Source organism: Nocardioides scoriae (genome assembly GCF_900104965.1).
In the GTDB taxonomy this organism is placed as follows: domain Bacteria; phylum Actinomycetota; class Actinomycetes; order Propionibacteriales; family Nocardioidaceae; genus Marmoricola; species Marmoricola scoriae.
The window spans coordinates 3,531,754-3,557,333 of sequence record NZ_LT629757.1 but is presented as its reverse complement, the minus strand read 5'-3'; the positions used below and the strand labels follow the sequence as shown (position 1 = coordinate 3,557,333).

The 25,580-nt window shown below is 73.6% G+C and carries 18 protein-coding genes and 1 tRNA gene; 9 read left to right on the top strand and 10 right to left on the bottom strand.

Annotation, left to right across the window (positions count from 1 at the left end; translation table 11 throughout):
• Positions 1 to 8: 8 nt before the first annotated feature.
• From BLU55_RS16845 to BLU55_RS16815, 7 genes are all read left to right on the top strand, one after another.
• Positions 9 to 806: a dioxygenase family protein gene (locus tag BLU55_RS16845; RefSeq protein ID WP_091732100.1), complete on the top strand. Its 798-nt coding sequence runs from the start codon at positions 9 to 11 to the stop codon at positions 804 to 806.
• Positions 807 to 856: 50 nt separating this feature from the next.
• The gene (gene pdxY / locus BLU55_RS16840; protein WP_091734134.1) at positions 857 to 1,708 is read left to right on the top strand and encodes a pyridoxal kinase PdxY; all 852 of its coding nucleotides are present in this window, start codon (positions 857 to 859) and stop codon (positions 1,706 to 1,708) included.
• Positions 1,709 to 1,984: 276 nt separating this feature from the next.
• Positions 1,985 to 2,758 carry a DeoR/GlpR family DNA-binding transcription regulator gene (locus BLU55_RS16835; RefSeq protein WP_091732097.1) on the top strand — a complete coding sequence of 258 codons (774 nt, stop codon included), beginning with the start codon at positions 1,985 to 1,987 and terminating at the stop codon, positions 2,756 to 2,758.
• A gap of 119 nt (positions 2,759 to 2,877) precedes the next feature.
• The gene (locus BLU55_RS16830; protein WP_231916925.1) at positions 2,878 to 4,236 is read left to right on the top strand and encodes an ABC transporter substrate-binding protein; all 1,359 of its coding nucleotides are present in this window, start codon (positions 2,878 to 2,880) and stop codon (positions 4,234 to 4,236) included.
• Positions 4,233 to 5,237 carry a carbohydrate ABC transporter permease gene (locus BLU55_RS16825; protein ID WP_091732092.1) on the top strand — a complete coding sequence of 335 codons (1,005 nt, stop codon included), beginning with the start codon at positions 4,233 to 4,235 and terminating at the stop codon, positions 5,235 to 5,237. The genes BLU55_RS16830 and BLU55_RS16825 overlap by 4 nt, the downstream gene beginning before the upstream one ends.
• Entirely contained in the window at positions 5,234 to 6,154 is a 921-nt protein-coding gene (locus tag BLU55_RS16820; protein WP_231916924.1) for a carbohydrate ABC transporter permease, read from the top strand. The genes BLU55_RS16825 and BLU55_RS16820 overlap by 4 nt, the downstream gene beginning before the upstream one ends.
• Positions 6,151 to 7,650, top strand: coding sequence for a mannitol dehydrogenase family protein (locus tag BLU55_RS16815; protein ID WP_091732090.1), 1,500 nt, complete (start codon positions 6,151 to 6,153; stop codon positions 7,648 to 7,650). The genes BLU55_RS16820 and BLU55_RS16815 overlap by 4 nt, the downstream gene beginning before the upstream one ends.
• 110 nt (positions 7,651 to 7,760) lie before the next feature.
• Here the strand turns inward: BLU55_RS16815 and BLU55_RS16810 are convergent, their stop codons facing one another.
• From BLU55_RS16810 to BLU55_RS16800, 3 genes are all read right to left on the bottom strand, one after another.
• Positions 7,761 to 10,964: a S8 family serine peptidase gene (locus tag BLU55_RS16810; RefSeq protein WP_407938393.1), complete on the bottom strand. Its 3,204-nt coding sequence runs from the start codon at positions 10,962 to 10,964 to the stop codon at positions 7,761 to 7,763.
• A gap of 324 nt (positions 10,965 to 11,288) precedes the next feature.
• Positions 11,289 to 12,299, bottom strand: coding sequence for a hemolysin family protein (locus BLU55_RS16805; RefSeq protein WP_091732086.1), 1,011 nt, complete (start codon positions 12,297 to 12,299; stop codon positions 11,289 to 11,291).
• The gene (locus tag BLU55_RS16800; protein ID WP_091732083.1) at positions 12,296 to 13,696 is read right to left on the bottom strand and encodes a hemolysin family protein; all 1,401 of its coding nucleotides are present in this window, start codon (positions 13,694 to 13,696) and stop codon (positions 12,296 to 12,298) included. Before BLU55_RS16800 ends, BLU55_RS16805 begins: the two co-directional genes overlap by 4 nt.
• A gap of 235 nt (positions 13,697 to 13,931) precedes the next feature.
• On the opposite strand from BLU55_RS16800, the gene BLU55_RS16795 reads away from it, so the two are divergent.
• Positions 13,932 to 15,401, top strand: coding sequence for a protein adenylyltransferase SelO (locus tag BLU55_RS16795; protein ID WP_091732081.1), 1,470 nt, complete (start codon positions 13,932 to 13,934; stop codon positions 15,399 to 15,401).
• Positions 15,402 to 15,507: 106 nt separating this feature from the next.
• On the opposite strand, the gene BLU55_RS16790 is transcribed toward BLU55_RS16795, so the two are convergent.
• The 6 genes from BLU55_RS16790 to cysS form a co-directional block, all read right to left on the bottom strand.
• Positions 15,508 to 17,292 (bottom strand): hypothetical protein, encoded by a 1,785-nt coding sequence (locus BLU55_RS16790; protein ID WP_091732078.1) that lies wholly within the window; start codon positions 17,290 to 17,292, stop codon positions 15,508 to 15,510.
• Positions 17,293 to 17,498: 206 nt separating this feature from the next.
• Positions 17,499 to 17,571: transfer RNA gene (locus BLU55_RS16785), tRNA-Thr, on the bottom strand.
• Between the two features lie 89 nt (positions 17,572 to 17,660).
• Entirely contained in the window at positions 17,661 to 18,491 is an 831-nt protein-coding gene (locus BLU55_RS16780; protein ID WP_231916923.1) for a class E sortase, read from the bottom strand.
• Positions 18,492 to 18,519: 28 nt separating this feature from the next.
• Complete coding sequence (locus BLU55_RS16775; RefSeq protein WP_091732072.1) at positions 18,520 to 20,100, bottom strand: metallophosphoesterase family protein; 1,581 nt, start codon at positions 20,098 to 20,100, stop codon at positions 18,520 to 18,522.
• Positions 20,101 to 20,158: 58 nt separating this feature from the next.
• A complete protein-coding gene (rlmB, locus tag BLU55_RS16770) occupies positions 20,159 to 21,151 on the bottom strand; it encodes a 23S rRNA (guanosine(2251)-2'-O)-methyltransferase RlmB (protein WP_091732069.1) in 993 nt (330 codons plus the stop codon).
• Positions 21,141 to 22,559, bottom strand: a complete 1,419-nt coding sequence (cysS, locus tag BLU55_RS16765) for a cysteine--tRNA ligase (protein ID WP_091732067.1) — start codon at positions 22,557 to 22,559, stop codon at positions 21,141 to 21,143. Before cysS ends, rlmB begins: the two co-directional genes overlap by 11 nt.
• A gap of 151 nt (positions 22,560 to 22,710) precedes the next feature.
• On the opposite strand from cysS, the gene BLU55_RS16760 reads away from it, so the two are divergent.
• Entirely contained in the window at positions 22,711 to 23,991 is a 1,281-nt protein-coding gene (locus BLU55_RS16760) for a peptidase C39 family protein (protein WP_157682926.1), read from the top strand.
• A 31-nt stretch (positions 23,992 to 24,022) separates the two neighbouring features.
• Here BLU55_RS16760 and BLU55_RS16755 read toward each other — a convergent pair whose 3' ends face one another.
• Positions 24,023 to 25,570, bottom strand: coding sequence for a molybdopterin-dependent oxidoreductase (locus BLU55_RS16755; protein ID WP_231916922.1), 1,548 nt, complete (start codon positions 25,568 to 25,570; stop codon positions 24,023 to 24,025).
• Positions 25,571 to 25,580 lie beyond the last annotated feature (10 nt).

Genomic DNA, 25,580 nt, shown 5'->3' with positions numbered 1-25,580 from the left:
GGAGCAGCATGACCACGACCACCACCCCCTCCGGACGGATGCCGGCGCTCTACCTCGGTCACGGCGCCCCGCCGCTGCTGGACGACCCGGTGTGGTCGGGCCAGCTGCGGGCCCTCGCGGCCGACCTGCCGCGGCCGACGGCGATCCTCATCGTCAGCGCCCACTGGGAGTCCGCCCCGCTGACGCTGAGCGCCTCGGGCCCCGGCGTCGACCTGGTCTACGACTTCGGCGGCTTCGCCGAGCGCTACTACCGGATGACCTACCGGACGCCGGCGGCCGACGCCCTGGCCCAGCGGGTCGCGGCTCTGATGCCCGACACCGAGACCGTCCACCAGCACGCCTCGCGCGGGCTCGACCACGGCGCGTGGGTGCCGCTGCGGATCATGTACCCCGAGGCCGACATCCCCGTGCTGCAGATGTCGCTGCCCACCCACGACCCCGAGAAGCTGCTCGCGCTCGGCGCCCGCCTCCGGGAGCTGCGCGACGAGGGCGTGCTGGTCGTCGGTTCGGGCTTCCTCACCCACGGCCTGCCCTTCCTCACCGAGTTCCGCATCGACGCCGCCGCCCCCGGCTGGTCGACGGACTTCGACGGCTGGGCCTCCGAGGCGATCGCGCGCGGCGACGTGGCCGAGCTGGCGGCGTACCGCTCGAAGGCCCCGGGCATGCCGTACGCCCACCCGACGGTCGAGCACTACACCCCGCTCTTCGTGGCGCTCGGCGCCGCCACCGACCCCGGCGCGCCCGCCGACCAGGTCATCGACGGCTACTGGATGGGGCTCTCGAAGCGGTCGCTGCTGATCGCCTGAGGGTGGTGCGTGGCGGCGACCACCCCCACCCCGTGCGCCAGACTGACGCCATGGAGCTCCTGACCATCCAGTCCTCGGTGGCCTTCGGGCACGTCGGCAACAGCGCGGCGGTCTTCCCGCTGCAGCGGCTCGGGATCGAGGCGTGGGCGGTCAACACGGTCCACTTCTCCAACCACACCGGGTACGGCGCGTGGCGCGGTCCGCTGCTGTCGGCCGACGACCTGCGCGAGGTGGTCCGCGGCGTCGAGGAGCGCGGGGTGCTCGAGCGGGTGAGCGCGGTGCTGAGCGGCTACCAGGGCGCCGAGGACGTGGGCGCGGTCGTGCTCGAGACCGTCGCCCGGACCAAGGAGCTCAACCCGGCCGCGGTCTACTGCTGCGACCCGGTGATGGGCGACGTGGGGCGCGGGATGTTCGTGCGCCCGGGCATCCCCGAGCTGATGCGCGACCGGGTGGTGCCGGCGGCCGACGTCATCACGCCCAACCACTTCGAGCTCGACTTCCTGGCCGGCACCACCACCCGCACCACCGCCGAGCTGCTGGCCGCCGTCGACGCCGTGCGCGCGGCCGGGCCGCGCACCGTGCTGGTGACCAGCGTGCTCACCGAGGACACCCCCGAGGGCTCGGTCGACGTGCTCGCGGTCTCCGACGCCGGCGCCTGGACGGTGCGCACCCCGCTGCTCCCGATCAGCCCCAACGGCTGCGGCGACGTGACGGCGGCGGTCTTCCTGGCGCACCTGCTGCGCACCGGCGACGCCGCGACGGCCCTGCCGCGCGTGACCTCCACCGTGTTCGGCATCCTCGAGGAGACCCTGGCCGCCGGCACCCGCGAGATCGCGCTCGTGGCCGCCCAGGACGTCATCGCCGCGCCGCCGGAGCGGTTCACACCCACGCGCCTGCGATGACCAGGTCCGACTGACCCGACTGCCCGACCGGGCAGGCGTTCGGGCACGTCCGGACCTCGATCGGGGGACCCGGATCCGTATTGCGGCGCATTGGCACGCTCCAATGCCGCATCCGGGACCCGGAACCCCCGCCAACCGGGCACGACTCGGTCAGGTCCGGGCGCCCATCCGGGCTCCCCCTCTGCCCGCACCCGGGTGCACACTGCTCCCAGAGCAGGTGACCCCCGTCACACCGACGCACGAGTCGGTCGGCTCGGACTCGGGAAGGGGCAGGCCGTGGAGGCAGACGAGCGGCAGCGCCAGATCCTGGCCCTGGCCCGCCACGACGGACGGGTCGAGGTGGCGCGGCTGGCCGACGACCTGCACGTCGCCCCCGAGACCGTGCGCCGCGACCTGCGCCAGCTCGTGGAGCGCGGCATGCTGCACCGCGTCCACGGCGGCGCCCACCCCGTCGAGGGGGTCGGCTACGAGAGCGACGTCGACCAGCGCAAGAGCTCGATGGTCGCCGAGAAGCGACGCATCGCCACCGCCGCCGCCGCCCGGCTCGAGGGCGCCGAGTCGGTCTACATCGACGAGGGCGTCACCCCGCAGCTGGTCGCCGAGGCGATCGCCCTGGCCCACCCCGCGGACGCCCGGCTGACCGTCGTCACCTCCTCGCTGCTCGCCGCCGGCACGCTCGCGCCGTACCCCCACATCACGGTGGTGCTGCTCGGCGGCCGGCTCCGGGGCCTGACGATGGCCACCGTCGACCACTGGGCCACCCGGATGCTCAAGGAGCTGGTCATCGACCTGGCCTACCTGGGCGCCAACGGGATCTCCCGCGAGCACGGCCTCACCACCCCGGACCCCGCCGTGGCCGCGGTGAAGTCGCAGGTCGTGGCCAGCGCCCGCCGCCGGATCTTCGTCGGGGTGCACACCAAGTTCAACGTCTCGAGCTTCTGCCGCTTCGCCGACTTGCCCGACTTCGAGGCGCTGGTGACCGACACCGGCGTCAGCGCCGCCGACGCCCACCGGTTCGGCGTGATGGGCCCCCACGTCATCCGGGCCTGAGACCCCCCGATCCACCGACTCCCGAGCGGCACCGGGCCAGCGCCGCACACCTCTCCAACCGAACACACCATCCCATCCGAGGGCAGGCACCGCCCGCCCGCACACCCATGGAGGAACCCGTGACCCCACGGTCCAGCACCCGCCGGCTCGCGATCGCCGGCACCGCGGCCCTGAGCCTCGTCCTCGCCGGATGCGGCGCCGGGGCCGGAGGCGGCGGCGCCAGCGACGACGCCAAGTCGATCAACGTCCTGATGGTCGGCAACCCGCAGATGGTCGACATCGAGAAGCTCACCAAGGACAGCTTCACCAAGGACACGGGGATCAAGGTGAACTACACGATCCTCCCCGAGAACGAATTGCGCGACAAGGTCACCCAGGACATCGCCACCAAGGCCGGGCAGTACGACGTCGCGACCATCGGCGCCTACGAGGTCCCGATCTGGTCGGAGAACGGCTGGCTGGCCCCCCTCGACGAGTACGCCGACGCCAGCGGCTTCGACAAGGGCGACCTGATCGAGCCGATCGTGCAGTCGCTCTCGGGCCAGGACGGCAAGCTCTACGCCCTGCCGTTCTACGGCGAGTCCTCCTTCCTGATGTACCGCAAGGACGTCTTCGCCAAGGAGGGCATCGAGATGCCCGACCAGCCCACCTGGGACCAGGTCGCGGCCGCCGCGGCCAAGGTCGACGGCGCCGAGCCCGGCATGAAGGGCATCTGCCTGCGCGGCCTCCCCGGCTGGGGCGAGATGTTCGCGCCGCTCACCACCGTGGTCAACACCTTCGGCGGCACCTGGTTCACCAAGGACTGGCAGCCCGAGGTCGACAGCCCGGAGTTCAGCGAGGCCGTCAACTTCTACGTCGACCTGATCAAGGAGCACGGCGAGCCCGGAGCCGCCCAGGCCGGCTTCACCGAGTGCCTCAACGCCATGAGCCAGGGCAAGGTCGCCATGTGGTACGACGCCACCTCGGCCGCCGGCTCGCTCGAGGACCCGTCGGTCAGCAAGGTCGCCGGCAAGGTCGGCTACGCCTTCGCCCCCGTCAAGGAGACGAAGTCCGCCGGCTGGCTGTGGACCTGGGCCTGGGCGATGCCCAAGACCACCAAGAAGGCCGACGCCGCCGCGGAGTTCATGACCTGGGCCTCCGGCAAGGACTACGAGAAGCTGGTCGGCGAGAAGCTCGGCTGGGCGCGGGTCCCCGCCGGCAAGCGCGAGTCGACGTACGCCCTCCCGGAGTACGAGAAGGCCGCCGCCGCGTTCGGTGACAAGACCCTGCAGGCCATCGAGTCCGCCGACCCGACCAACCCGGGCGTGCAGCCGCGTCCCACGGTCGGCGTGCAGTTCGTCGCCATCCCGGAGTTCCAGGACCTCGGCACCAAGGTGTCCCAGGACATCGCCGCCGCCATCGCCGGTCGCGGCACCGTCGAGGACGCCCTGAAGAAGGGGCAGAGCCTGGCCGAGGACGTCGCGAAGGACTACCAGTGACCTCCACGGTCGAGAACGACCGTCCCGCCGCGGCTCCGGCCGCGGCGGGCGGTCCCGCCCCCCTCGCCCGCTCCAGGAAGGAGGGGTGGGTCCGCCGGGCGCCGCTGCTGCCGGCGCTCGTGTTCACGATCGTGGTCACGCAGATCCCGTTCCTGGTGACCATCGCGGTCTCGTTCCTCGACTGGAACATCCAGCGCCCCGGCGCGAAGAGCTTCCTCGGGCTGGGCAGCTACCAGTCCTTCGCCGGGCTCTCCAACTTCGCCACCGTCTTCACCGACAGCCGGCTGCGCTCGGCGGTGCTCAACACCGTCGTGCTGACGGCCTCGGTGGTCGTGATCAGCCTGCTGCTGGGCCTGGCGATCGCGGTCCTGCTCGACCGCAAGTTCCCCGGCCGCGGCGTGTGCCGCACCCTGCTGATCGCGCCGTTCCTGGTGATGCCGGTGGCCTCCGCGCTGCTGTGGAAGCACGCCCTCTACAACCCCGACTACGGCCTGTTCAACGGCGTCCTCAACTGGGTCTGGCAGCTCTTCGGCGCCGAGGAGGGCCCGGTCGTCGACTACATCTCCTCGACCCCGATGCCGGCCGTCGTGGCCGCGCTGGTGTGGCAGTGGACGCCGTTCATGATGCTGATCCTGCTGGCCGGCCTGCAGTCGCAGCCCGGTGACGTCCTCGAGGCGGCCCGCATCGACCGGGCCAGCCCGACGCAGATCTTCCGCCACATCACGCTGCCGCACCTGCGGCGCTACATCGAGCTCTCGACGCTGCTCGGCTCGGTGTACGTCGTGCAGACCTTCGACGCGATCTACACGATCACCCAGGGCGGCCCCGGGTCGGCGACGACCAACCTGCCCTACGAGATCTACCTGACGATGTTCCGCAAGTTCGAGTACGGCGAGGCCGCCGCGGCCGGCGTGGTGGTGGTCGTGGGCACGATCGTCGTGGCCACCTTCGCGCTGCGGACGATCTCCTCGCTGTTCAACGAGGAGGAGATGGCGCGATGAGCCAGACCATGGAGCCGGCGACCGACACCGAGGAGACCAGCGACGTCGGCCGCGCGCTGCCGCCCGCCGAGCGCCGCCGCCGCCGGCGCAAGGCCAAGGACGACTCGTCGGCCCCGGCCGGGATCGGCTGGACCGTGCTGGCGTGGGTGGTGACGCTGCTGTTCTTCGCCCCCGTGGCGTGGATGGTACTGACCTCGCTGCACATCGAGGCCGACGCGGCGACCAACCCGCCGTCGATCCTGGCCCCGCTGACCCTCGAGAACTACGGCGCCCTGTTCGACCGCAACGTCACGCCGTACCTCATCAACTCGGCCATCGCGAGCATCACCTCGACGCTGCTCGTGCTGCTGCTCGCGGTGCCCGCGGCGTACGCCCTGAGCATCAAGCCGGTCGAGAAGTGGACCGACGTGATGTTCTTCTTCCTCTCGACCAAGTTCCTGCCGCCGATCGCCGCGCTGCTGCCGATCTACCTGCTGGTCAGCAAGGCGGGGATGCTGGACAACATCCTCACGCTGGTGGTGCTCTACACCTCGATGAACCTGCCGATCGCGGTGTGGATGATGCGCTCGTTCCTGGCCGAGGTGCCGGTCGAGATCCTCGAGGCCGCCCGGATGGACGGCGCGGGGTTCGTCCGCACGCTGCTCTCCGTGGTGGCGCCGATCGCCGCGCCCGGCCTGGCGGCGACCAGCCTGATCTGCTTCATCTTCAGCTGGAACGAGTTCATGTTCGCGGTCAACCTGACCTCCACCACGGCCGCGACGGCGCCGATCTTCCTGGTCGGCTTCATCTCCAGCCAGGGCCTGTTCCTGGCCAAGCTGTGCGCCGCCGCCACGCTGGTGTCGCTGCCGGTGCTCATCGCCGGCTTCGCGGCGCAGGACAAGCTGGTCCGCGGCCTCTCGCTGGGGGCGGTCAAGTGAGCACGACGGCGCACGACACCACCCGGCTGCACCCCGACGCGCTCGGCGGGCTCGACCCGTCGATCTCGGTGCCCGGCTACGACCGGTCGCGGGTGCGCACCGGCATCGTCCACCTCGGCGTGGGCGGCTTCCACCGCGCGCACCAGGCGATGTACGTCGACCGGCTGCTCGAGCAGGGCGTCCCCGGCGCCGAGGAGTGGGGCATCACCGGCGTCGGGGTGCTCCCCCAGGACGCACGGATGGCCGAGGTGCTGACCGACCAGCAGGGGCTCTACACGCTGGTCGTCAAGCACGCCGACGGCAGCCGCGACCGGCGGGTGGTCGGCTCGATGGTCGACTACCTGCACGCACCCGCCGATCCCGAGGCGGTGCTGGCGCGGATGACCGACCCGGCCACCCGGATCGTGTCGCTGACGGTCACCGAGGGCGGCTACCACGTCAACCCGGTCACCGGCGGCTTCGACGACCGCGACGAGGGCATCCAGGCCGACCTGCGTGGCGAGGGCCTGCCGGTGACCACCTTCGGGTTCCTCACCGAGGCCCTGGCTCGGCGACGCGCCGCCGGCACGGCGCCGTTCACGGTGATGTCGTGCGACAACATCCAGGGCAACGGCCACGTCGCCCAGCGGATGCTGACCGCCTTCGCGTCGCGGCGCGACCCCGAGCTCGGCGCGTGGATCGGGGAGCACGTCGACTTCCCCAGCTGCATGGTCGACCGGATCACCCCCGTCACGACCGACGCCGACCGCGAGGAGCTGACCGAGGCCACCGGCCTGGTCGACGGCTGGCCCGTGGTCTGCGAGGAGTTCACGCAGTGGGCGCTGGAGGACCGCTTCAGCCAGGGTCGTCCGGCGTGGGAGGAGGCGGGCGTCCAGGTCGTCGAGGACGTCGAGCCCTACGAGCTGATGAAGCTGCGGCTGCTCAACGCCAGCCACCAGGCGCTGTGCTACCTGGGTTACCTCAGCGGCTACCGCTACGCCCACGAGGTCTGCCAGGACCCGCTGTTCGCGGGCTTCCTGCTCGACTACATGGAGCGCGAGGGCTCCCCCACGCTGGCGCCGGTGCCGGGCGTCGACCTCGCCGACTACCGCCGCCAGCTCGTGGAGCGGTTCGCCAACCCCGAGATCCGCGACACCCTGGCCCGGCTGTGCGCCGAGAGCTCCGACCGGATCCCGACCTGGCTGGTGCCGGTCGTCCAGCACAACCTCGCCCACGACGGGGAGGTGCGCCGCTCCGCCCTGGTCGTCGCGGCCTGGGCCCGCTACGCCGAGGGCGTCGACGAGGACGGGGCCGCGATCGAGGTGGTCGACCGCCGCCGCGACGACGTCATGGCCCGCGCCGCGCGGCAGCAGCAGGAGCCGCTGGCCTTCCTGGAGGACCGCGACCTGTTCGGCGACCTGGCCGACCAGCCCCGCTTCACCGAGCCCTACCTCGAGGCGCTGGCGTCGCTGCACGACCGCGGTGCCCGCGCGACCCTGGTGCGCTGGCAGGGCTGAGCTCGACGGGGCGTCGGCGGGGGGACCCCTGCCGACCCCCTGACGCACCGACGGGCGGTGCCGACCGGTCTCCCGGTCGGCACCGCCCGTCGGCGTCGTGCGTGGGTGCCCTACGGGGCGCCGGTGACCTCCTCGACCACCACGTCGCCCGAGCCGATCAGGACGCCGGCGTCGGTGCGGACCTGCACCGCGCCGAGCAGCTCGCGACCGGCCCCGGGTGCCGCCAGGGCGGTGACCGTCGCCGGGACCGTCCAGGTGCTGCCCGCCGGCCGGAGCGCGTTGGCGTCCTGCACCGCGACCGAGCCGAACGCCGGGTTGGTGAACACGTCGGTGTAGGAGTACTGCGTCGAGCCCGACGGGACCGAGTAGCCGTCGACGACGACCCGGTAGGTCCCCGCCTTCGGGTTCGCGATCGTCACCGACTCCTCGGAGTCGCCGTCGGCCGAGGTGCCGGCCACGACGCAGGTGCCGGTCGTGCAGTCGAGGACCGTGAGGTCCAGGTCGGCCGCCGTGTCCGACGTCGAGCCGATCGTGGCGCGCAGCGACGTGGCGCCCGCGGTGACCTGCACCGGGAACACCTTCTGCTCGCCGCTGGCGATCGTCTCGGTGCCCCGCTTGGCGCTGCCGAACGTCGTCCCGACCGCTCGCGCCGTCACGTCACCGAACAGGTTCTCGATCGTGTACGTCCGCTGCAGGGGCGTGCCGGCCGCCGCCGACTCGATCACGTCGGGGTTCGGCGAGACCTCCGCGCCGAGGACCGAGGCCGTCAGCGTGTACGGCGCGCGCACCGCGTCCGAGGTGCGTCGCGCCTCGACCGTGACCTCCCAGACACCGGCCTGCGGGTCGCTGACCGTGCGGCTGGACGGACCGCCGCCGGGGCAGCCCGCACCCGCGTCGGGGTTGTAGCAGTACGTCGTGGAGTTGGTGTCCACGCCGACGCCGTACGGGTGGAAGCGCAGGAACCGGATCTGCCCGGCCCCCGGCGTCGCCCCGCCGCCCTGCAGGTCGACCTTGAACGCCGGCGTCCCCTTCGGCACGTCGAAGAAGTAGGAGCGGGTCTGGTTGCGGCCGATCTCGCCCTGCGTCTTGTAGGTGTAGTTGCCGGCCGCGGTGAAGCGCTCGGCGGCGACGACGGTGTTGAGGGTCTGGTACTCGATGCCCGGGGTGCGGGCGTCGTCCAGGTTGAGCACGGCGGAGTGGGCGCCCGAGCTCTTCGGGTTGACCCGCACCGGGACCGTGACGGGCGTGCCGAGCGGCAGCGAGACCGAGCGCGGCGCGGTGAAGGTGCCGTCGTTGCCGACCCAGCCGAGGTCGTAGGTCACCGTGCCCGAGCGGCCCGAGAACCGGGTGAAGGTGTAGGAGCGGGTGTAGCTGTCGCCCGCCTCGACGCCCTCGCGGTCGTAGATGCCGGTGCCCTTGCCGGGCGTGGCCAGGAAGGCCGAGAGCGCGGTGCTCACCGGCACCGAGGAGGTGATCTCGACGGTCTTGAGGTTCTGCTTGAGCAGCTTCCAGGCCTTGACGGTGTCGATGAGGCCGTTGCCCTGCTCGTAGGCGCCGTAGCGGTCGAAGAACCGGGCCGTGGAGGTCATCGCCTCGCGGATCTGGGCCGGCTTGTACTGCGCACCGGACTGCTTGGCCGCCGAGACCAGCAGCGCGGCCGAGCCGGCTGCCTGCGGGGAGGCCATCGAGGTGCCGTTGAACATCGCGTAGCCGGGCGGGCAGGCGTACGGCAGGCAGGCGCCCGTCGGGTTCTGCCACTGCGGCACGGTCGAGACGGCCGAGCCGGGGGCGACGACCTGGGGCTTGAAGCCGCCGTCCTCGCGGGGACCGCGGGAGGAGAAGCCGTGCAGGTTGTCGGCGTACTCCGAGTCGGAGCCGTAGTTGGAGCGCCAGGTGTCGTCGCTGATCGAGGAGCCGACGCTGACGACCTTGGTCGCCACCGAGGGGTCACCAACGGTGTTCATGCCCGACCCGCTGTTGCCGGCCGAGATGAAGATCTGCACCTTGTAGGTGTCGACGAGGCGGTCGTAGAGCACGGCGCGCGCGTTGTTGCCGTCGTTGAGGGCCGGGAGGCCTCCGATCGACATGTTGATGACGTCGGCCTTGCCCTCCTTGGCCAGCCACGACATGCCCTCGATGAGGGCGTGGGCCGTGCAGCCGTCGACGAACAGGCACACGCGGGCCGACTTCAGGGTCGCGCCCGGGGCGGCACCCGACATCGCGCCGCCGAACATCTGGTTGGCCGCGGTGATGCCGGCGACGTGGGAGCCGTGGGCGCCCGAGACGATGCCGATGTTGACGAAGCCCGACTTCTTGTCCGTCTGCACGACGAAGGGCATCGTCTCCTTGACGGCCGTGCCGGGGCGGTCCTGGCCGAAGTGGCCGATGTCGTAGTCGTCGGAGTAGTCCGACATGGCCTGCTCGTCGGAGAAGTCGTCGTCCTGGTCGGTGTCGACGTACACCTCGTCGGCGCGGGTGTCCCACAGCACCGGGAACTTCCCGTCGCTGCCGGCCGGGTTGCCGTCGCGGTCGACGTCGTTGCCGACCTCGCCGCCCAGGCGCGGGTCGCGCTCGTCGAACACGTCGATCCGGTAGGAGCGGTTCTTGGGCGCGGTGTAGGTCGTGCCGTCGAAGACGAACGACGTGCCGCTGACCGAGTCCGTCATGTCGAGCCAGGTCGGGTCGTCGTCGTCGACCGGGTCGGTGAAGGTGCGCCACTCGGTGACCTTGCGCTCGCCGGTGGTGGTCTGCTGCAGCGCCGGGTGGTCGAGGTCGATGCCGCTGTCGACGATGCCGATGGTGACGTCGCGGCCGTCCCACTTCTTGTTGCCGGCGGTCAGCTGCGCGGCCTGGGTCTCCCCGATGGGCATGTAGGGGTTGACCTTGGGCGTCGACCTCCCCGGCGGGGTGTACGCCGTGGGCGGCTGCGAGCCCTCCGGACGCGGGTCCTCCAGCGGGATCACCTGGTCGAGGTCGACCGCCTGCACGCCGGTGACCTTCGCGGCCCGCTTGGCCTCGCCGGTGGGCACCGAGACGCGGAGGTAGCCGAGCTCGGCCTGCTCCTTCTCGACCCGTCCGCCGACGGCCTGCAGCCGGTCGGCCACGGCAGCGGAGTCGCCCTCCGTGGCGGCCACGAGCAGCGTCACGCGCTTCTCGCCGTTGGCGCGCGCCTCGCCGAGGAGGGCGCGGTCCTGCTTGTCGAGCCCGGCGCCGGAGGCGGCGCGGGCGTCGGGCCGGGCGTCCGGCCGGGGGTCGGGGGCGGCCGTGGCCGCCGTGGACGTGAGGGCCAGTCCGGTGGACGCCAACGACGCCACCGCCAGACCCACCAGGCCCCGAGAAAACCTGTGGTTCACGATGTTCCCTTCGCTGCGGACCACCCCCGCCAGGGGACGGCCGGGCCCCGCCCGAGTGCGACGCCCGCGCCAGCACACCTCCGCCCCGCCGTACGACGTAAGGGCCCGACGGCAATCGTTATGCGAGGGAGACCTCGGGACCGGCCCTTCGAGACGGGCGCCAGGGCGCCCTCCTCAGGGACCGAGGTGGTCCGGTCCCTGAGGAAGGACGGAGTCCTGTCTCGAAGGGTCCGAGGTGGTCGGTCCCTGAGGAAGGACGGAGTCCTGTCTCGAAGGGTCCCGTCCTCAGGCGGCGTCGAGCTCCACGGGGAACAGCCGGCGGACGATGTCGGTGAGGGTGACCACGCCGACCGGGACCCCGTCGTCCTCGACCACCGCGAGGTGCTGGCGCAGCTGGCGCATGGTGGTGAGCGCCTCGTGGAGGGTGGTCTCGGTCTCGAGGTGGGCCACGGCGCGCATCACCTCTCCGGCAGCCCGGTCGTCGGGCTCCTGCATGGTGTCGCGGACGTGCACCGCGCCGAGGACGCGGCCGCCCTGGCGCACCAGCACGCGCAGGTGGCCCGAGGTGCGGGTGACCTCGCGGACCGCGGTCATGTCCTGGTCGACGGTGACCGCGGCGGCGCGGTCGCCCGGCCGCACCAGGTCGCCCACGGTCAGGTGCTGCAGCTCCAGGGCCCGGGTCAGCTGGGTGGAGCGGTGGGTGTCGAGCGTGCCGGCGTCGACCGAGTGCTCGACGAGGTGGCGCAGGTCGTCGGCGCTCTGGCCGGTGTGCGGGCTGTCCTGGGGCTCGACGCCGACCCGGCGCAGGCACCAGTTGGCGGCGCTGTTGAGGGCCACCAGCAGCGGCCGGGTCACGAACATGAAGGCCCGCATCGGGAGCGCCAGCGCGGTCGCGGCGGTCTCCGGGTGGGCGATGGCCCACGACTTGGGGGCCATCTCCCCCACCACGAGGTGCAGGAACGTCACCAGCAGCAGCGCCAGCACGAAGCCGAGCGTGCCGGCCAGCCAGCCCGGGGCGCCCCAGCCCTCGAAGACCGGGGTGAGGGTGTGGTCGAGGGCGGGCTTGGTGACCGCACCCAGGCCCAGGGCCGCCGCGGTGATGCCGAGCTGGCAGCCCGCGAGCAGCACGGTCAGCTCGTCGAAGCTGCGCAGCGCGGCCCGGGCGGAGCGGCTCGAGCCGGCGTTGTCCTGCAGCCGGTGGCGCTTGACCGCGAGCAGCGCGAACTCGGCGGCGACGAACAGGGCGCTGAAGACGATCAGCAGGACCGTCACGAGGACGACGACCAGGGGGCTCATCGCTGCTCCTCCGGGATCGGGGCGGCGACCGGGTCGTCACCGTGGGGGTCGGACGAGCGCGGGGGCAGGGTCACCCGCACGGTCGAGGGCACGTGGTGCTCGACCTCGAGCACCTCCAGCACCAGGTGGTCGGCCGGCACGTCGCCCTCCTCGAGGAGGGTCGAGGGGTCCGGGGACAGCTCGACGTGGACCCGCGTCCCGACCTCGGGCAGGTCGCCGTGGGCGGCGGTGACCAGGCCGCCGACGGTCTCGACGTCGCCCGGGGGCAGCTCACGACCGACGGTGCGCTCGAGCTCGTCGACGTGCACGTCGCCGGCCAGGGTCCAGGTGCCGGGCTCGGCCTCGCCGAGGGGGACCTCGCGCGGGTCGTGCTCGTCCTCGATCTCGCCGACGACCTCCTCGGCGAGGTCCTCGCCGGTCAGCACGCCCGCGAAGCCGCCGTACTCGTCGAGCACGCAGACCAGCTGCGCGCGCTCCCGGGCCATGGTGCGCAGCACGTCGGGCAGGCTCATCACGGTCGGCACCAGGACCGGCTCGCGCATCAGGGCCTCCGCCGTGGTCGCACCGTCGCGTCCGGCGGCCAGGACGTCCTGGAGGTGGACCACGCCCACCGCGCGGCCGTCGACGTCGACGACCGGGTAGCGGGAGTGCCCGACGCTCATCAGGTCCCACAGCGTCGCGACGTCGTCGTCGAGGTGGACCACGTCGACGCGTGCCCGCGGCACCATGGCGTGCTCCGCGTCGTCGTCGGGGAAGTCGAGCACCCGGTCGAGCAGCACCGAGAGCTCCTCGGGCAGGTCGCCGCTGTCGCGCGAGTCGGCCACGATGTGCTCGAGGTCGCGGGCGGTGGCGGCGTGCTCGACGTCGTGGACCGGCTCCATGCCGAACAGCCGCAGCAGCCGGTTGGAGGCCTTGTCGAAGAAGGTGATCAGCCAGCCGAAGGCACCGAGGTAGAGGGTCGTCGAGGTGGCCAGCCGGATCGCGACCGGCTCGGGCCGCGCGATGGCGAGGTTCTTGGGGAACAGCTCGCCGAAGATCATCTGCACGAACGTCGAGAACAGCAGGGCCAGCACGGTGCCGATCCCGACACCGACGCCGGTCGGCACGCCGACCCCGCCGAGGGCCTCGCCGAGCGACTCCCCGATGAGGGGCTCGGCGACGTACCCGACGAGCAGGGCCGTGACGGTGATGCCGAGCTGGGCGCCCGACAGCATGAAGGAGGTGCGCCGGGTGACCCCGAGGGCGCGCTCGGCCGCGGCGTCACCGGCCTCGGCGCGGGAGCGCAGCCGGGAGCGGTCGACCGCCATGTAGGAGAACTCCTGGGCCACGAAGTAGCCCGTGGCGGCGGTGATCGCGAGCACGACCAGCACGCCGAGGAGCAGGGACAGCACCCACATCAGCGCACCACCTCGCCGGGCGAGGACCACGCGGTGCAGCAGGTGGTCGGGGGGACGGTCGAGCCGGCGGAACGGCTACGGACTCGTGGGGCACGGGAACGGGGACTGTCGGTCTCCATCGGGTGCGGCGGGTCTCCTCGTGAGGCGGGACGTGGGGCAGGAGTCTGACGCACCCACCTGAGCGGTTGCTGAACACGGGCGGGACCCGCGCCCGGCCGCGACGTAGCCTCGGTCCATGACCGTCGCCCCCGTCCCGACCGTCAGCCTCTCGCACCGCTTCGCCGACGAGCTGCCCGAGCTGGCGCTGCCCTGGCGGGCCGCCGAGGCCCCGGAGCCCGCGCTGCTCGTGCTCAACGAGCCGCTCGCTGCCGAGCTGGGTCTCGACCCCGCCGCGCTGCGCACCGACGCCGGGGTGCGGCTGCTGCTCGGCCTCGAGCTGCCCGAGGGCGCGACCCCCGTCGCCCAGGCGTACGCCGGCCACCAGTTCGGCGGCTACAGCCCGCGCCTCGGCGACGGCCGGGCGCTGCTGCTCGGCGAGCTCCGCGACCGTGGGGGCCGGCTGGTCGACTGGCACCTCAAGGGCTCGGGCCGCACGCCGTTCTCGCGCGGCGGCGACGGCTTCGCCGCCGTCGGGCCGATGCTGCGCGAGCACGTCGTCAGCGAGGCGATGCACGCCCTGGGCATCCCCACGACGCGGTCGCTGGCCGTGGTGGCGACCGGTCGCGGCGTACGACGCGAGACCGTGCTGCCCGGCGCCGTGCTGGACCGCGTGGCCAGCAGCCACCTGCGGGTCGGCAGCTTCCAGTACGCCCGCGCCACCGACGACCCCGCCCTGCTGCGGCGCCTGGCCGACCACGCGATCGCCCGCCACCACCCGGGAGCCACGTCGGCCGAGCAGCCCTACCGGGCGCTGTTCGAGGCGGTCGTGGACGCGCAGGCCGACCTGGTGGCGCGGTGGATGCTGGTGGGCTTCGTCCACGGCGTGATGAACACCGACAACATGACCATCTCCGGCGAGACCATCGACTACGGCCCGTGCGCGTTCATGGAGGCCCACGACCCCGCCACCGTCTACAGCTCCATCGACGAGACCGGTCGCTACGCCTACGGACAGCAGCCGGCGATCGCGCAGTGGGACCTCGCCCGGCTGGCCGAGGCGCTGCTGCCGCTGCTCCACGACGACCAGGAGCAGGCCGTGGCGCTCGCCGTCGAGTCGCTCGGGAGGTTCGCCCCCCGCTACACCGCGGCCTGGACCGACGGCGTGCGGGCCAAGCTCGGGCTCGCGGGCCGCGAGGACGTGGACGACGCGACGCTCACCGCCCTCGCCACCGACCTGCTGGCGTGGATGCAGTCGGGCCGGGTCGACCACACCTCGTGCTTCCGCCACCTCGCCCGGGCGGCGCGCGGCGACGCCGAGCCGCTGCGCGGGCTCGTGCTCGACCTCGAGGCCGTCGACGCCTGGCTCGACCGGTGGCGGGCGCTGTCCCCCGACGCCGACGCCATGGACCGGGTCAACCCGGTCTACGTGCCCCGCAACCACCTCGTCGAGGAGGCGCTCGCCGCCGCCACCGCGGGCGACCTCGACCCGCTGGCGCGGCTGCTGGCCGCCGTCACCGCGCCGTACGACGAGCGGCCGGGCCTGGAGGCGTACGCCGCCCCCGCGCCGGCCGACTTCGGCGACTACCGGACCTTCTGCGGCACCTGAGCCCCGAGCCGCGACCGGCACGGACCCGGCCCGCACACGGGGCGGGACGACAGCAGGCCCCGCCGGGTGGCGGGGCCTGCTGGTCGAGCGGGTGCGGAGGTGGGGACTAGCGGGTCCCGACCACGCGGTACTGGCGGAAGCCGGAGACGACCCGGTCGGGCGTGGCCGCGGTGACGGCCTGCTCCTTGCCCGCGGTGCCGCTGGCGCGGAACTTCAAGGTGGCCTCGACCTCGTTGTTCTTCGGGCCGGCGGCCATGTCCTTCAGCACGCCGGGAAAGGTGTCCTCCGACGGGGCCGGGAACTCGTCGAACGCCTCGTCCTCGTAGAAGAAGAACTCCTCCGAGTCGTAGGAGCCGGCGTTGCCACCGGTGACGGTGAGCCAGCCCGGCCGCGAGACGGCCTTGCTGGGCACGGTCACCGAGGTGGTGAGCGTGCGGGGGTCACCCTCGCGCGAGGTCAGCAGGATCTTCATCGCGACCTTGCCGGCCTTGAGCTTGTTGGTCTTCGAGGACGACAGCGTCCGCCAGGCACCGGACTGGTAGGCCTGGACCTTCGAGACGACGTAGGTCTCGTAGACGTCGCTGAGCTCGGCCGAGGACTCCACCGAGGTGATCTTCACGACCTCGCCGGGGTTCTCCTGGATGGTGAACAGGTCCTCGGCCAGGCCGATCGCGGTGGCGACCGAGATGTCGCCCTGGTCGGCGTACAGGTCCTGGCGGGTGAAGCTGAACGGCGTGCCGTTCTTGCGGGTGCCCCTGATCGTCCAGCCGGCCGTGGCGGTGCCCTGGCCGATCCGGTCGATGGCCTGGTCCTGGGCGGCGATCAGGTTGCTGAAGCCCATCTCGGCGAGCAGCCCCTGCACCGTGACGTCGGTGCTGGCCTGCTTGGTGACGCCGCCGGACGTGGCGGTGGCCGTGAGCGGGTACGCCGTGGGCAGCGCGCCCTTGACGCCGTGCAGCCCGGCCATCCGGTCGCCGTCGATGGTGCCGATGGGCGCACCGAGGTTGGCGACCTTGAAGCCGCTGACGGTCTGGTCGTCCTGGATGTGGGTGGCGCGGGCGCCGTGCAGGCTCATCGTCGAGGGACCCGAGAACGTCATCGGGTGCCCGAAGCCGAGCACCTCGTCGCCGCAGACGGCGGTCGCGGTGCCGACGCCGGCGGCCGTGATGGTGCCGTAGGCCAGCGAGGCGGCCAGGTTGCCGCCGGCCGTGACGTCGATGGGCTCCTGGGAGGTGGGGCCGCCGGCCACGTCGGCCACGTGGACGCCACGGCCGTTGAGGGCCGGTGCGAGCTGCTCGAGGCGGGTCGAGCTGAGGCCCGACAGGCCGACCGGCACGCGGAGCCGCTTCATGGTGGTGCCGGTGGCTCCCGTGGCCGCGACGGCCCGCTCGAGCGAGGCCGGCAGGGCGACCTTGGTGCGGGCGCTGCGCTGGACGGCCGACGAGGTGCGCAGGGCGTACATGCTCTCGGCGGGCGTGATGCCGGCGATGGTCGAGGGGCCGACGCCCAGGCTGTAGGAGACGGCGCCGACCAGGCGACCGTCGGCGGCGTACACCGGCGAGCCGGACATGCCGCTCCAGATGCCCACGCGGTCGATGGTCGAGGAGTCGAGGTCGGCCAGGATCATGTCCGTGCCGGGTGCGATGCCGTCCTCCAGCACGCCGATGACGGTGCCGCCGAAGCCCTCGGGCGCGGTACCGGTGGTGACGGTCTTGCCGACGACCGGGTCGCCAGCGGTGAGCGCGGAGAGCGGCAGCGCCTCCGGACACTCGCTGCTGTCGGCCCCCTGGGCCGCTGGCGTGGAGCCGAGCCCGACGCCGACCAGGACGGCCGAGGCCGTCGTGGCGATGGCGACCCGGCGCCGTGTCCCCGAGATGTGCAGTCTGCTCACGGTGTTCCCCCGTATCCGATCCAGGTCCCGATGACCCGGCGGGAGCAGATCATCACCCCTGCGAGCCCCCCGTGGAGGGCTGATCGGCGTTTCAACCAGAACCGTGCCCCGGGTGGTGTCGGCCACCCGCCACCGCACGGTCAGTGACGCCTTACGGCGTACGTCTCCGGTCTAGACCAATACGGCGCTGGAGCACGTCCGTCGGGAGCCGGTGACAGGAGTCGAACCCGCGACATCCTCATTACAAGTGAGGCGCTCTACCTGCTGAGCTACACCGGCGTGCGCCGCATTGCGGGCGCGACGGACATCGTAGGTGAGCCCGCCGGCGTCCCCGGTGGTCGGCTCGGGCGGCCCGTCGGGTCGTCGGCTCAGGCCCGCCGCACGTCGACGAGGACCGCGACCTTGTCGATGCGGTGCTCGGGGTTGCCGTGCTCGTCGGACCAGTAGTTGCCCGCCGCGTGGTCCTCGGGGGTCGCGCACGTCGACAGCGTCAGGGCCGGTCGGGTCGCCTCGACCCCCGGGCGGCCCGGCACGGGTGCCGCCTGGGCGCGCAGCGACGCGGGCTCGCGGAACGACGTCCGGCGGGTGGCGGTGACGCGGTAGACGAAGACCCGCGTCCCCGACCGCACCTCGACGCGGTCGCCCGCCACCAGGGAGGGGAGCTCGGCGAGCGGGGCGCCGTGGGAGGTCCGGTGACCGGTGACGATGAAGTTGCCGACCTCCCCCGGCCCGACGCCGCCGGCGGGGCCGCGCGGGGAGGCCATCACCCCGGTGTCCTGGATCGCGGTGCCGGGCCCGTCGTCGGGGCGGCCGCGGTAGCGCTCGACCGGCACGTCGACCAGGCCCAGCGCCGGCACCGAGACGAAGGAGCGGCGCGGCTCGGGCACCGGGGCCGGAGTCGGTGCCGGGGTCGGGGTCGGGGCCGGCGTCGTGGTGGCCGCGGGGTCCTCGACGGCCGGGCCGGTGACCCACGGCGGCGCCTGGCCCTGCGGCACGACGCCGGTGTCGTCGGTGACCACCGAGCGGGTCGGCTCCGGGGGCTGGGTCGGCGCCGGTGCGGCCGAGCGGGGCGCGGCGTCCGGCGACTCGATCGCCTCCGACGGGGGCCGGGTCGAACACCCCGCCAGCCCGACGACCAGCGCGAGGACCGGCACGGCCGTCGCGACGGCCGTGCTCAGCATCCGGGCGGGGCTCCCCACGCGACCACGGTAGGCCGCCCCCTCAACGTCAGGGACCCGCGCCGGGCCCCGCGTCAGGGTCCGCGGTGGGACCCGGTGCGGGCTCCGGCGTCGGATCGGGCGACGCACCGGTGGGGGCGCCGCCCCGCAGGTCGAGCGGCACGTAGTCCTGCACGACCAGCTCCCCGGTCGTCCGCACGGTGACGGGCTGCAGGCCGGCGGGGCGGCCGCCGGCGTACGTCACGAGGGTGAACTGGGCGTCGCGGCGCAGCTTGCTCCCGATCGCCAGGGCGTACGCCGCGCCGCCGGTCGTCCCGTTGGTGTAGCTGTAGCCGGCGGAGCCGTCCTCCCCCACCACCCGGTCGGGACCGACCTGCACGTGGAGGTGCCCGGCCAGCACCAGGTCGGTGCAGCCGCGGGCCAGGGCCGGCTTGCCGAGGTTGGCGTCGTGGAGCAGCAGCGTGGCGACCCGCTCGCCCGCGTCGTCGAGCTCGCAGACGTCGTCGGCGATCTGCTCGGCGGTCTCGGCGAAGCTCAGGCCGGTGGCGTCGCGCCAGCTGCCCAGCCCGCTCGAGCGCGGGTCGTCGACGCCGCTGACCCGGACGTCGCCGAACTCCTCGACCGGGGTCCCGTCGAGGTGGGTCCAGCCGTGGTCGGCGAGGTAGCGGCTGACGAAGCTGCCGTTGTCGTGGTTGCCCGCGATGGCGAGCCGGGCGTCGTACCCCTCGAAGGCGGCGTCGAGCGAGTCGAGGCTGAACGCCTCCCAGGTCTCGCCCGTCGAGGTGTCGTCGCCGGCGTCGAGCACCACGGTGGCGCCGGCCTCGTCGGCGACCGCCCGGACCACCTGGTCCATGCCGATGTTGTCGTGCCGGTCGCTGACCAGCACCGCGACCGTCTCGTCCTCGGCGGGCGCGCGCAGCTGCCCCGCCACCTCGGGCACCCCCGCGACCACCTCGTCGTAGAAGACCGTGCTCTTGCGGAAGGTGTCCAGGGCGCTCTCCAGCAGCCGGCGGGTGCCGCTGGTGAACAGTCCGCCCTGCACCTGCCAGGCCGCCAGCTCGGTCGGCACCTGCACGTCGGGGTAGGCGTCCTGCAGCGAGATCCAGGTGCTGTCCTGCACCCGGTCGGGCTCGGCCTCCCAGGGCCGGGCGAGGACCACGACGACGCCGGCGACCAGGGCCAGCACGGCCACCGGCGCGACGGCCGTGCGCGGGTGGCGGACCCGCTCGCGCAGGCCGCGGGCCAGCTCCGAGCGGCGTCGCGGGCCGACGAGCAGCCACGCCCCGACCGGCACCAGCCCGACGGCCGCGCCCCAGCCGGCCGCGCGCCAGGCCAGGCCGGTGACGGCCTCGGTCACGCGGCGCTCCTCGGCCTGCGGCCGGGCGGCGATGGCGGCGTACCGCTGGGCCAGCTCGCCCCCGGTGTCGGCCGTGGTCTTGCCGACCTCGACGTCGACCCCGACCCGTCCCTGGGCGGGGAACCTCAGGTCGGGCAGGTAGGGCCCGAGGTCGAGGTGCACCCGGCCGTCGAGGGTGGGCCGCAGCTCGGCGTCGTGGCTGGCCACGACCGTCTCGACGCTGGTGTGGGTGAAGCACCACACGGTCGCCGGCAGCGCGACGAGCAGCCACACCAGGACGCCCGTGGCGACCTCCAGCAGCCGCCCCGGTGTCGTGCGGGGACGCGTGCGCTCAGCCGCCGGACTGCTCCTGCGCCAACTCCCGGGCCCGCTCCTGGGCGACCGCGTAGAGCGTGATGCTCGCTGCGACACCGGCGTTGAGCGACTCCAGCGAGCTCGCCATCGGGATCGAGACGAGCTGGTCGCAGGTCTCGGCGACCAGGCGCGAGAGGCCCTTGCCCTCCGAGCCGACCACCACGACCAGGGGTCCGCGGGCGAGGTCGAGCGCGGGCAGGGTGACCTCGCCGTCGGCGGCCAGGCCGATCACCATGCAGCCCGCCTCCTGGTAGGCCCGCAGCTGCCGGGTCAGGTTGACGACCTGCGCGACGGGGACCCGCGCGGCCGCCCCGGCCGAGGTCTTCCAGGCGCTGGCGGTCATGCCGGCCGCGCGCCGCTCGGGGATGACCACGCCGTGGGCGCCGAAGCCGGCCGCCGAGCGGACGACCGCGCCGAGGTTGCGGGGGTCGGTCACCGAGTCGAGCGCGACGACCAGCGGCTGCTCGTGGTTGGCGGCCGCGGCGTCGAGGAACTCCATCGGGTCGGCGTACTCGTAGGCGGGGACGCGGGCGGCCAGGCCCTGGTGGACCGCGCCCCGGGTGAGGCGGTCGAGCTCGACGCGCGGCACCTCGAGCAGCGAGAGGCCCTTGTCGGCGGCGATGCCGAAGACCTCCTTGAGCCGACCGTCGCGCTCGGCGCCCTCCGCGACGTAGATCGCGGTGACCGGCAGCTCGGCGCGCAGCGCCTCGACCACCGAGTTGCGACCGGCGATCCACTCCTGGTCGCCGCTGCCCGGCTTGCGCCGCGGCTTACCGGGACCACCGCCGCGGGCGGACTCCTTCTCGGCGCGCTTGGCCTGCTTGTGGGCCTGGTGGTAGGGCCGGTCGGTGGCCTTGGGCGTGGGGCCCTTGCCCTCGAGGCCGCGCCGCACGCGGCCGCCGGAACCGGCGGTGGGGTTGCCCTTGCCGGACTTCTTGATGGCGCCGCGGCGCTGGGAGTTACCTGGCATCGGTGGCGATGCTCCACTTCGGTCCGTCGGGGGTGTCGTCGATCTCGACGCCGGCGGCCTTGATCCGGTCGCGGATCGCGTCGGCCGTGGCGAAGTCCTTGCTCGCCCGCGCCGCGGCCCGCTGCTCCAGCAGGCCGTGGACGAGGGCGTCGACCACGGGGGTGAGGTCGTCGGCCGCGCCCCCGCTGGTCCAGTGGGGGTCGGCCGGGTCGAGCCCGAGCACGTCGAGCATGGCCCGCACCTCGCCCGCGGCCCGGCGCGCCCCGGCGAGGTCGCCCTCGCCGAGCAGCCGGTTGCCCTCGCGCACGGTGTCGTGGATCGCGCCCACGGCGACCGGCGTGGCCAGGTCGTCGTCGAGGGCGTGGGTGAAGCGCTCCGGCAGCGACGCGGCGACCTCGTCGCCGGGGCTCGCCACGGGCACCCGGGCGAGGAAGCCCTCGACGCGCCGGAACGCCGACGCGGCCTCCTCCAGCGCCTCGAAGCTGAACTCGACCGTGGAGCGGTAGTGCGCGGCGACCATGTAGTAGCGCAGCTCGATGCCGCGCACGCGCTGGAGCACGGCCGGCACGAGCAGCGAGTTGCCGAGCGACTTGCTCATCTTCTCGCCGCTGGTGGTGATCCAGGCGTTGTGCATCCAGTACGACGCGAAGCCGTGCCCGGCGGCCCGCGACTGCGCCTGCTCGTTCTCGTGGTGGGGGAAGCGCAGGTCGACGCCGCCGCCGTGGATGTCGAAGGCGTCGCCGAGGTACTTCCCGGCCATGGCCGAGCACTCGACGTGCCAGCCCGGTCGGCCGCGTCCCCACGGGGAGGGCCACGACGCGGTCGGCGGCTCGGAGTCCTTGCGGCCCTTCCACAGGGCGAAGTCGCGCGGGTCGCGCTTGCCGCGCGGGTCGGCGTCGGCGGCGGGCTCCATGTCCTCGACGGACTGGCGGGTCAGCTCGCCGTACGACGGCCAGGAGCGCACGTCGAAGTAGACGTCGCCCGAGCCGTCGGTGGCGGCGTAGGCGTGCCCGCGCTCGACCAGCAGCAGGATCAGCTCGACCATCTCGGGGACGTGGCCGGTCGCGGCCGGCTCGTAGGTCGGCGGCAGGACGTGCAGCGCGTCGTAGGCCCGGTCGAGCTCGCGCTTCATGTCGTAGGCGAGGTTGTACCAGTGGCGGTCCTGCTCGGCCGACCTCGCGAGGATCTTGTCGTCGATGTCGGTGACGTTGCGGATGAAGTCGACCGCGTAGCCGCTGGCCAGCAGCCAGCGCCGCAGCACGTCGAAGTTGACCGCCGATCGGACGTGCCCGACGTGCGGCTCGGACTGCACCGTCAGCCCGCACACGTAGACCCCGACACGGCCCTCGTGCAGGGGGACGAAGTCGCGGACCGCGCGCGTCGCGGTGTCGTAGAGCCGGAGGGTCACCCGGTGATTCTAGAGGTCCGAGGTGGTCGCCCCGACCACCGCCGACCGTCACGAATGTGGCGAAATCGCCCTGGAGTGACGGATGGGACCTACCCTCGGTGGCATGTCTTCTCGGCCAGCTGCTCGTCGGGGCGGTCGTGCGCCCTCCCGCGTGCCCGCCCGTCTCCAGGCGCTCGCCGCGGGAGCCGTGGTCCTCTCGGTGGTGGCCGCGGCCCTCACCGGGCTCGACGGCCGCGGGGTCCCGCCGGTCGAGGCGCGCTGGGCCGCGTCGGCCACCTCCACCGCCGCACCCAGCCACACCTTCCGCCAGCTCACCAGCGACGCCCAGCTCCGGACCGGCACCGCCGAGGCGGTCAGCGTCGCGGGCGGCTCGGCCCGGCTGGTGCCGAGCAGCTCGCGCCCCGCCGGCACCACGACGTACGCCGGCCGCACCTGGTCGTGGGGCCGCTGGACCTCCCCGGTCAGCACGCCGGCCCGCGCCTTCGACGAGCTCGTCCCGTCGTGGTCGGCCGAGACCCCGGCGAACACCTTCGTGCGGGTGCTGGCGCGGGTGACCTCGACGACCGGTCGCACCAGCGGCTGGAAGGTGATGGGCAACTGGTCCCACCGCGACACGACGTTCCGCCGCACCAGCGCGGGCGCGCAGCGCGACGCCGTCGCCTCGGTCGCCACCGACACCCTGCGGGCGGCCCCCGGCACCACGCTGCGCAGCTACCAGCTCCGGGTCACGCTCTTCCGCGCCGCCGGCAGCACCGCGACGCCCGCGCTGCGCTCGGTGCAGGCCGTGGCCAGCCGCGCCGGCGCCACCCAGCCGACCAGCCGGCCGCTGCTGGGCGCGCGGACGCTGGCCGTGCCGGCGTACAGCCAGATGACGCACCGCGGCGAGTACCCCCAGTACGGCGGCGGCGGCCAGGCCTGGTGCTCGCCCACCTCGCTGTCGATGCTGCTCGGCTACTACGGCCGGCTCCCGGCTCCCGGCTCCTACGCCTGGGTGGCGGCCGGCGACACCGACCGCTTCGTCGACCACGTCGCCCGCACCGTCTACGACCACGGCTACCGGGGCGCCGGCAACTGGGCCTTCAACACGGCGTACGCCGCCAACCGCACCGGCGACGCCTTCGTCACCCGCCTCTCGAGCCTGCGCGACGCCGAGCGCTTCGTCGCCGCCGGCGTGCCCCTGGCCGCCTCGATCTCCTTCTCCCGCGGCGGCCTCGCCGGCGCCCCCATCGGCGCCACCGCCGGCCACCTCGTCGTGATCGCGGGCTTCACCAGGACCGGCGACGTGGTCGTCAACGACCCCGCCGCCTCCACGAACGCCGGCGTGCGCCGCACCTACGACCGCGGGCAGTTCGAGCGCGCCTGGCAGTCCGGCTCCCGCGGCACCGTCTACGTCGTCCACGACGCCGACCACCCGTTGCCGGCGGGGTTCTGAGGGTGGCGGCGCCGACCCCGCGCCGACCCCCTCAGCCCACCCGGAACCGCCGCGAGTCCCAGCCGGTGGCGCCGTCGGGGACGACGTCGGTCTCGACGGGGGTCTGGGTGTAGCCGCTCTTGTCCGTGGCGCGCACGACGACCTCGTGGTCGCCCTCGTCGAGGTCGGTGCGCAGCAGCCACTGGACCCAGGTGTCGTCGTCCGGCACGCCGCCCAGCTCGGCCTCCTGCCACGCTCCCCCGTCGACCTGCACCTCGACCTTCGCGATGCCGGTGTGCTGGGCCCAGGCGACGCCGCCCAGGGCGACGCGGCCCGCGGCGAGGCTCTCGCCGTCGCGGGGGACGTCGATGCGCGACTGCGTCTTGACCGGGCCCCTCTCGCCCCAGCCGCGCTCGGTCCAGAAGGCGGTGACGTCGGCGAAGCGGGTGACCTCGAGGTCGACGACCCACTTGGTCGCCGAGACGTAGCCGTAGAGGCCGGGCACCACGACCCGCACCGGGAAGCCGTGCTCCACGGGCAGCGGCTGGCCGTTCATGGCCACGGCCAGCAGGGCGTCGCGGTCGTCGGTGAGGGCCTCGAGCGGGGTGGAGCAGGTCCAGCCGTCGTCGGAGGTCTGGAGCACGCAGTCGGCCGAGGCGTCGACGCCGGCCCGCGCCAGCAGCTCGCGCACCGGCACGCCGGACCAGAAGGCGTTGCCGACGAGGTCGCCGCCCACCTCGTTGGACACGCAGCACAGCGTCACCCAGGCCTCGGTGAGCTCCCGCCCGACGAGGTCCTGGTAGCCGACCCGCACCTCCCGGTCGACGAGCCCGTGGATGCGCAGCTCCCAGTCCTCGGGGCGGATCGTGGGCGAGGCCAGGGCGGTGTGGATCTGGTAGAAGTCGGCGTTCGGGGTCCGCCACGGGCTGATGCCGACCTTGAGGTCGGCGGCCTGCGGCACGTCGCCCGCCCGCACCGGCAGCCGCAGCAGCCGTCGGGACTGCTCGACCTGGCGGCGCGCGCCCCCGGCGAAGCGGCCCGCGGCCGTCACCGCCGCGGCGCCCACGACGACCAGGCCGACCCGGCGCAGGAACTGGCGGCGGGCGTCGGCGTCGGTGCCGTGGCGGTCGTCGAGCAGCGGGCCGGTCAGCAGCCGCAGCGACACCACCCAGGTCATCAGGCCGACCAGGACGGCCAGCGGCGCCCCGACGCCGCCGGGTCGCTGCGACATCACCGCGGCGAGCCCGACGCCGCCGAGCGCGAGGAACACGAGGTCGGGCACCAGCGGGACCCGCCGCACCCAGCTGGCGGCGTACCCGATGACCGCGAGCAGGACCAGCACGGTGCCGCCGAGCAGCAGCGGCTTGTCGAGGGTGCCGACCAGCCCGATGAGGGCCTCGGCGAGGCGGCCCGGCGTCGCGTCGCGCACCACCGCGGCGACCGCGCCGACCGGCGAGGTGTCGAGCCGCAGCGCCCACGCGGTGGCCTGGCTGAGCGCGATGCCGCTGGCGCCGGCGACGACCCCCGCGACCGCGAGCACGCCCCGCGACGGCGGCGTCCGGGCGACGCCGACGTCCGGCTGCTCCACGGTCGTCGTCACCCCGCCATCG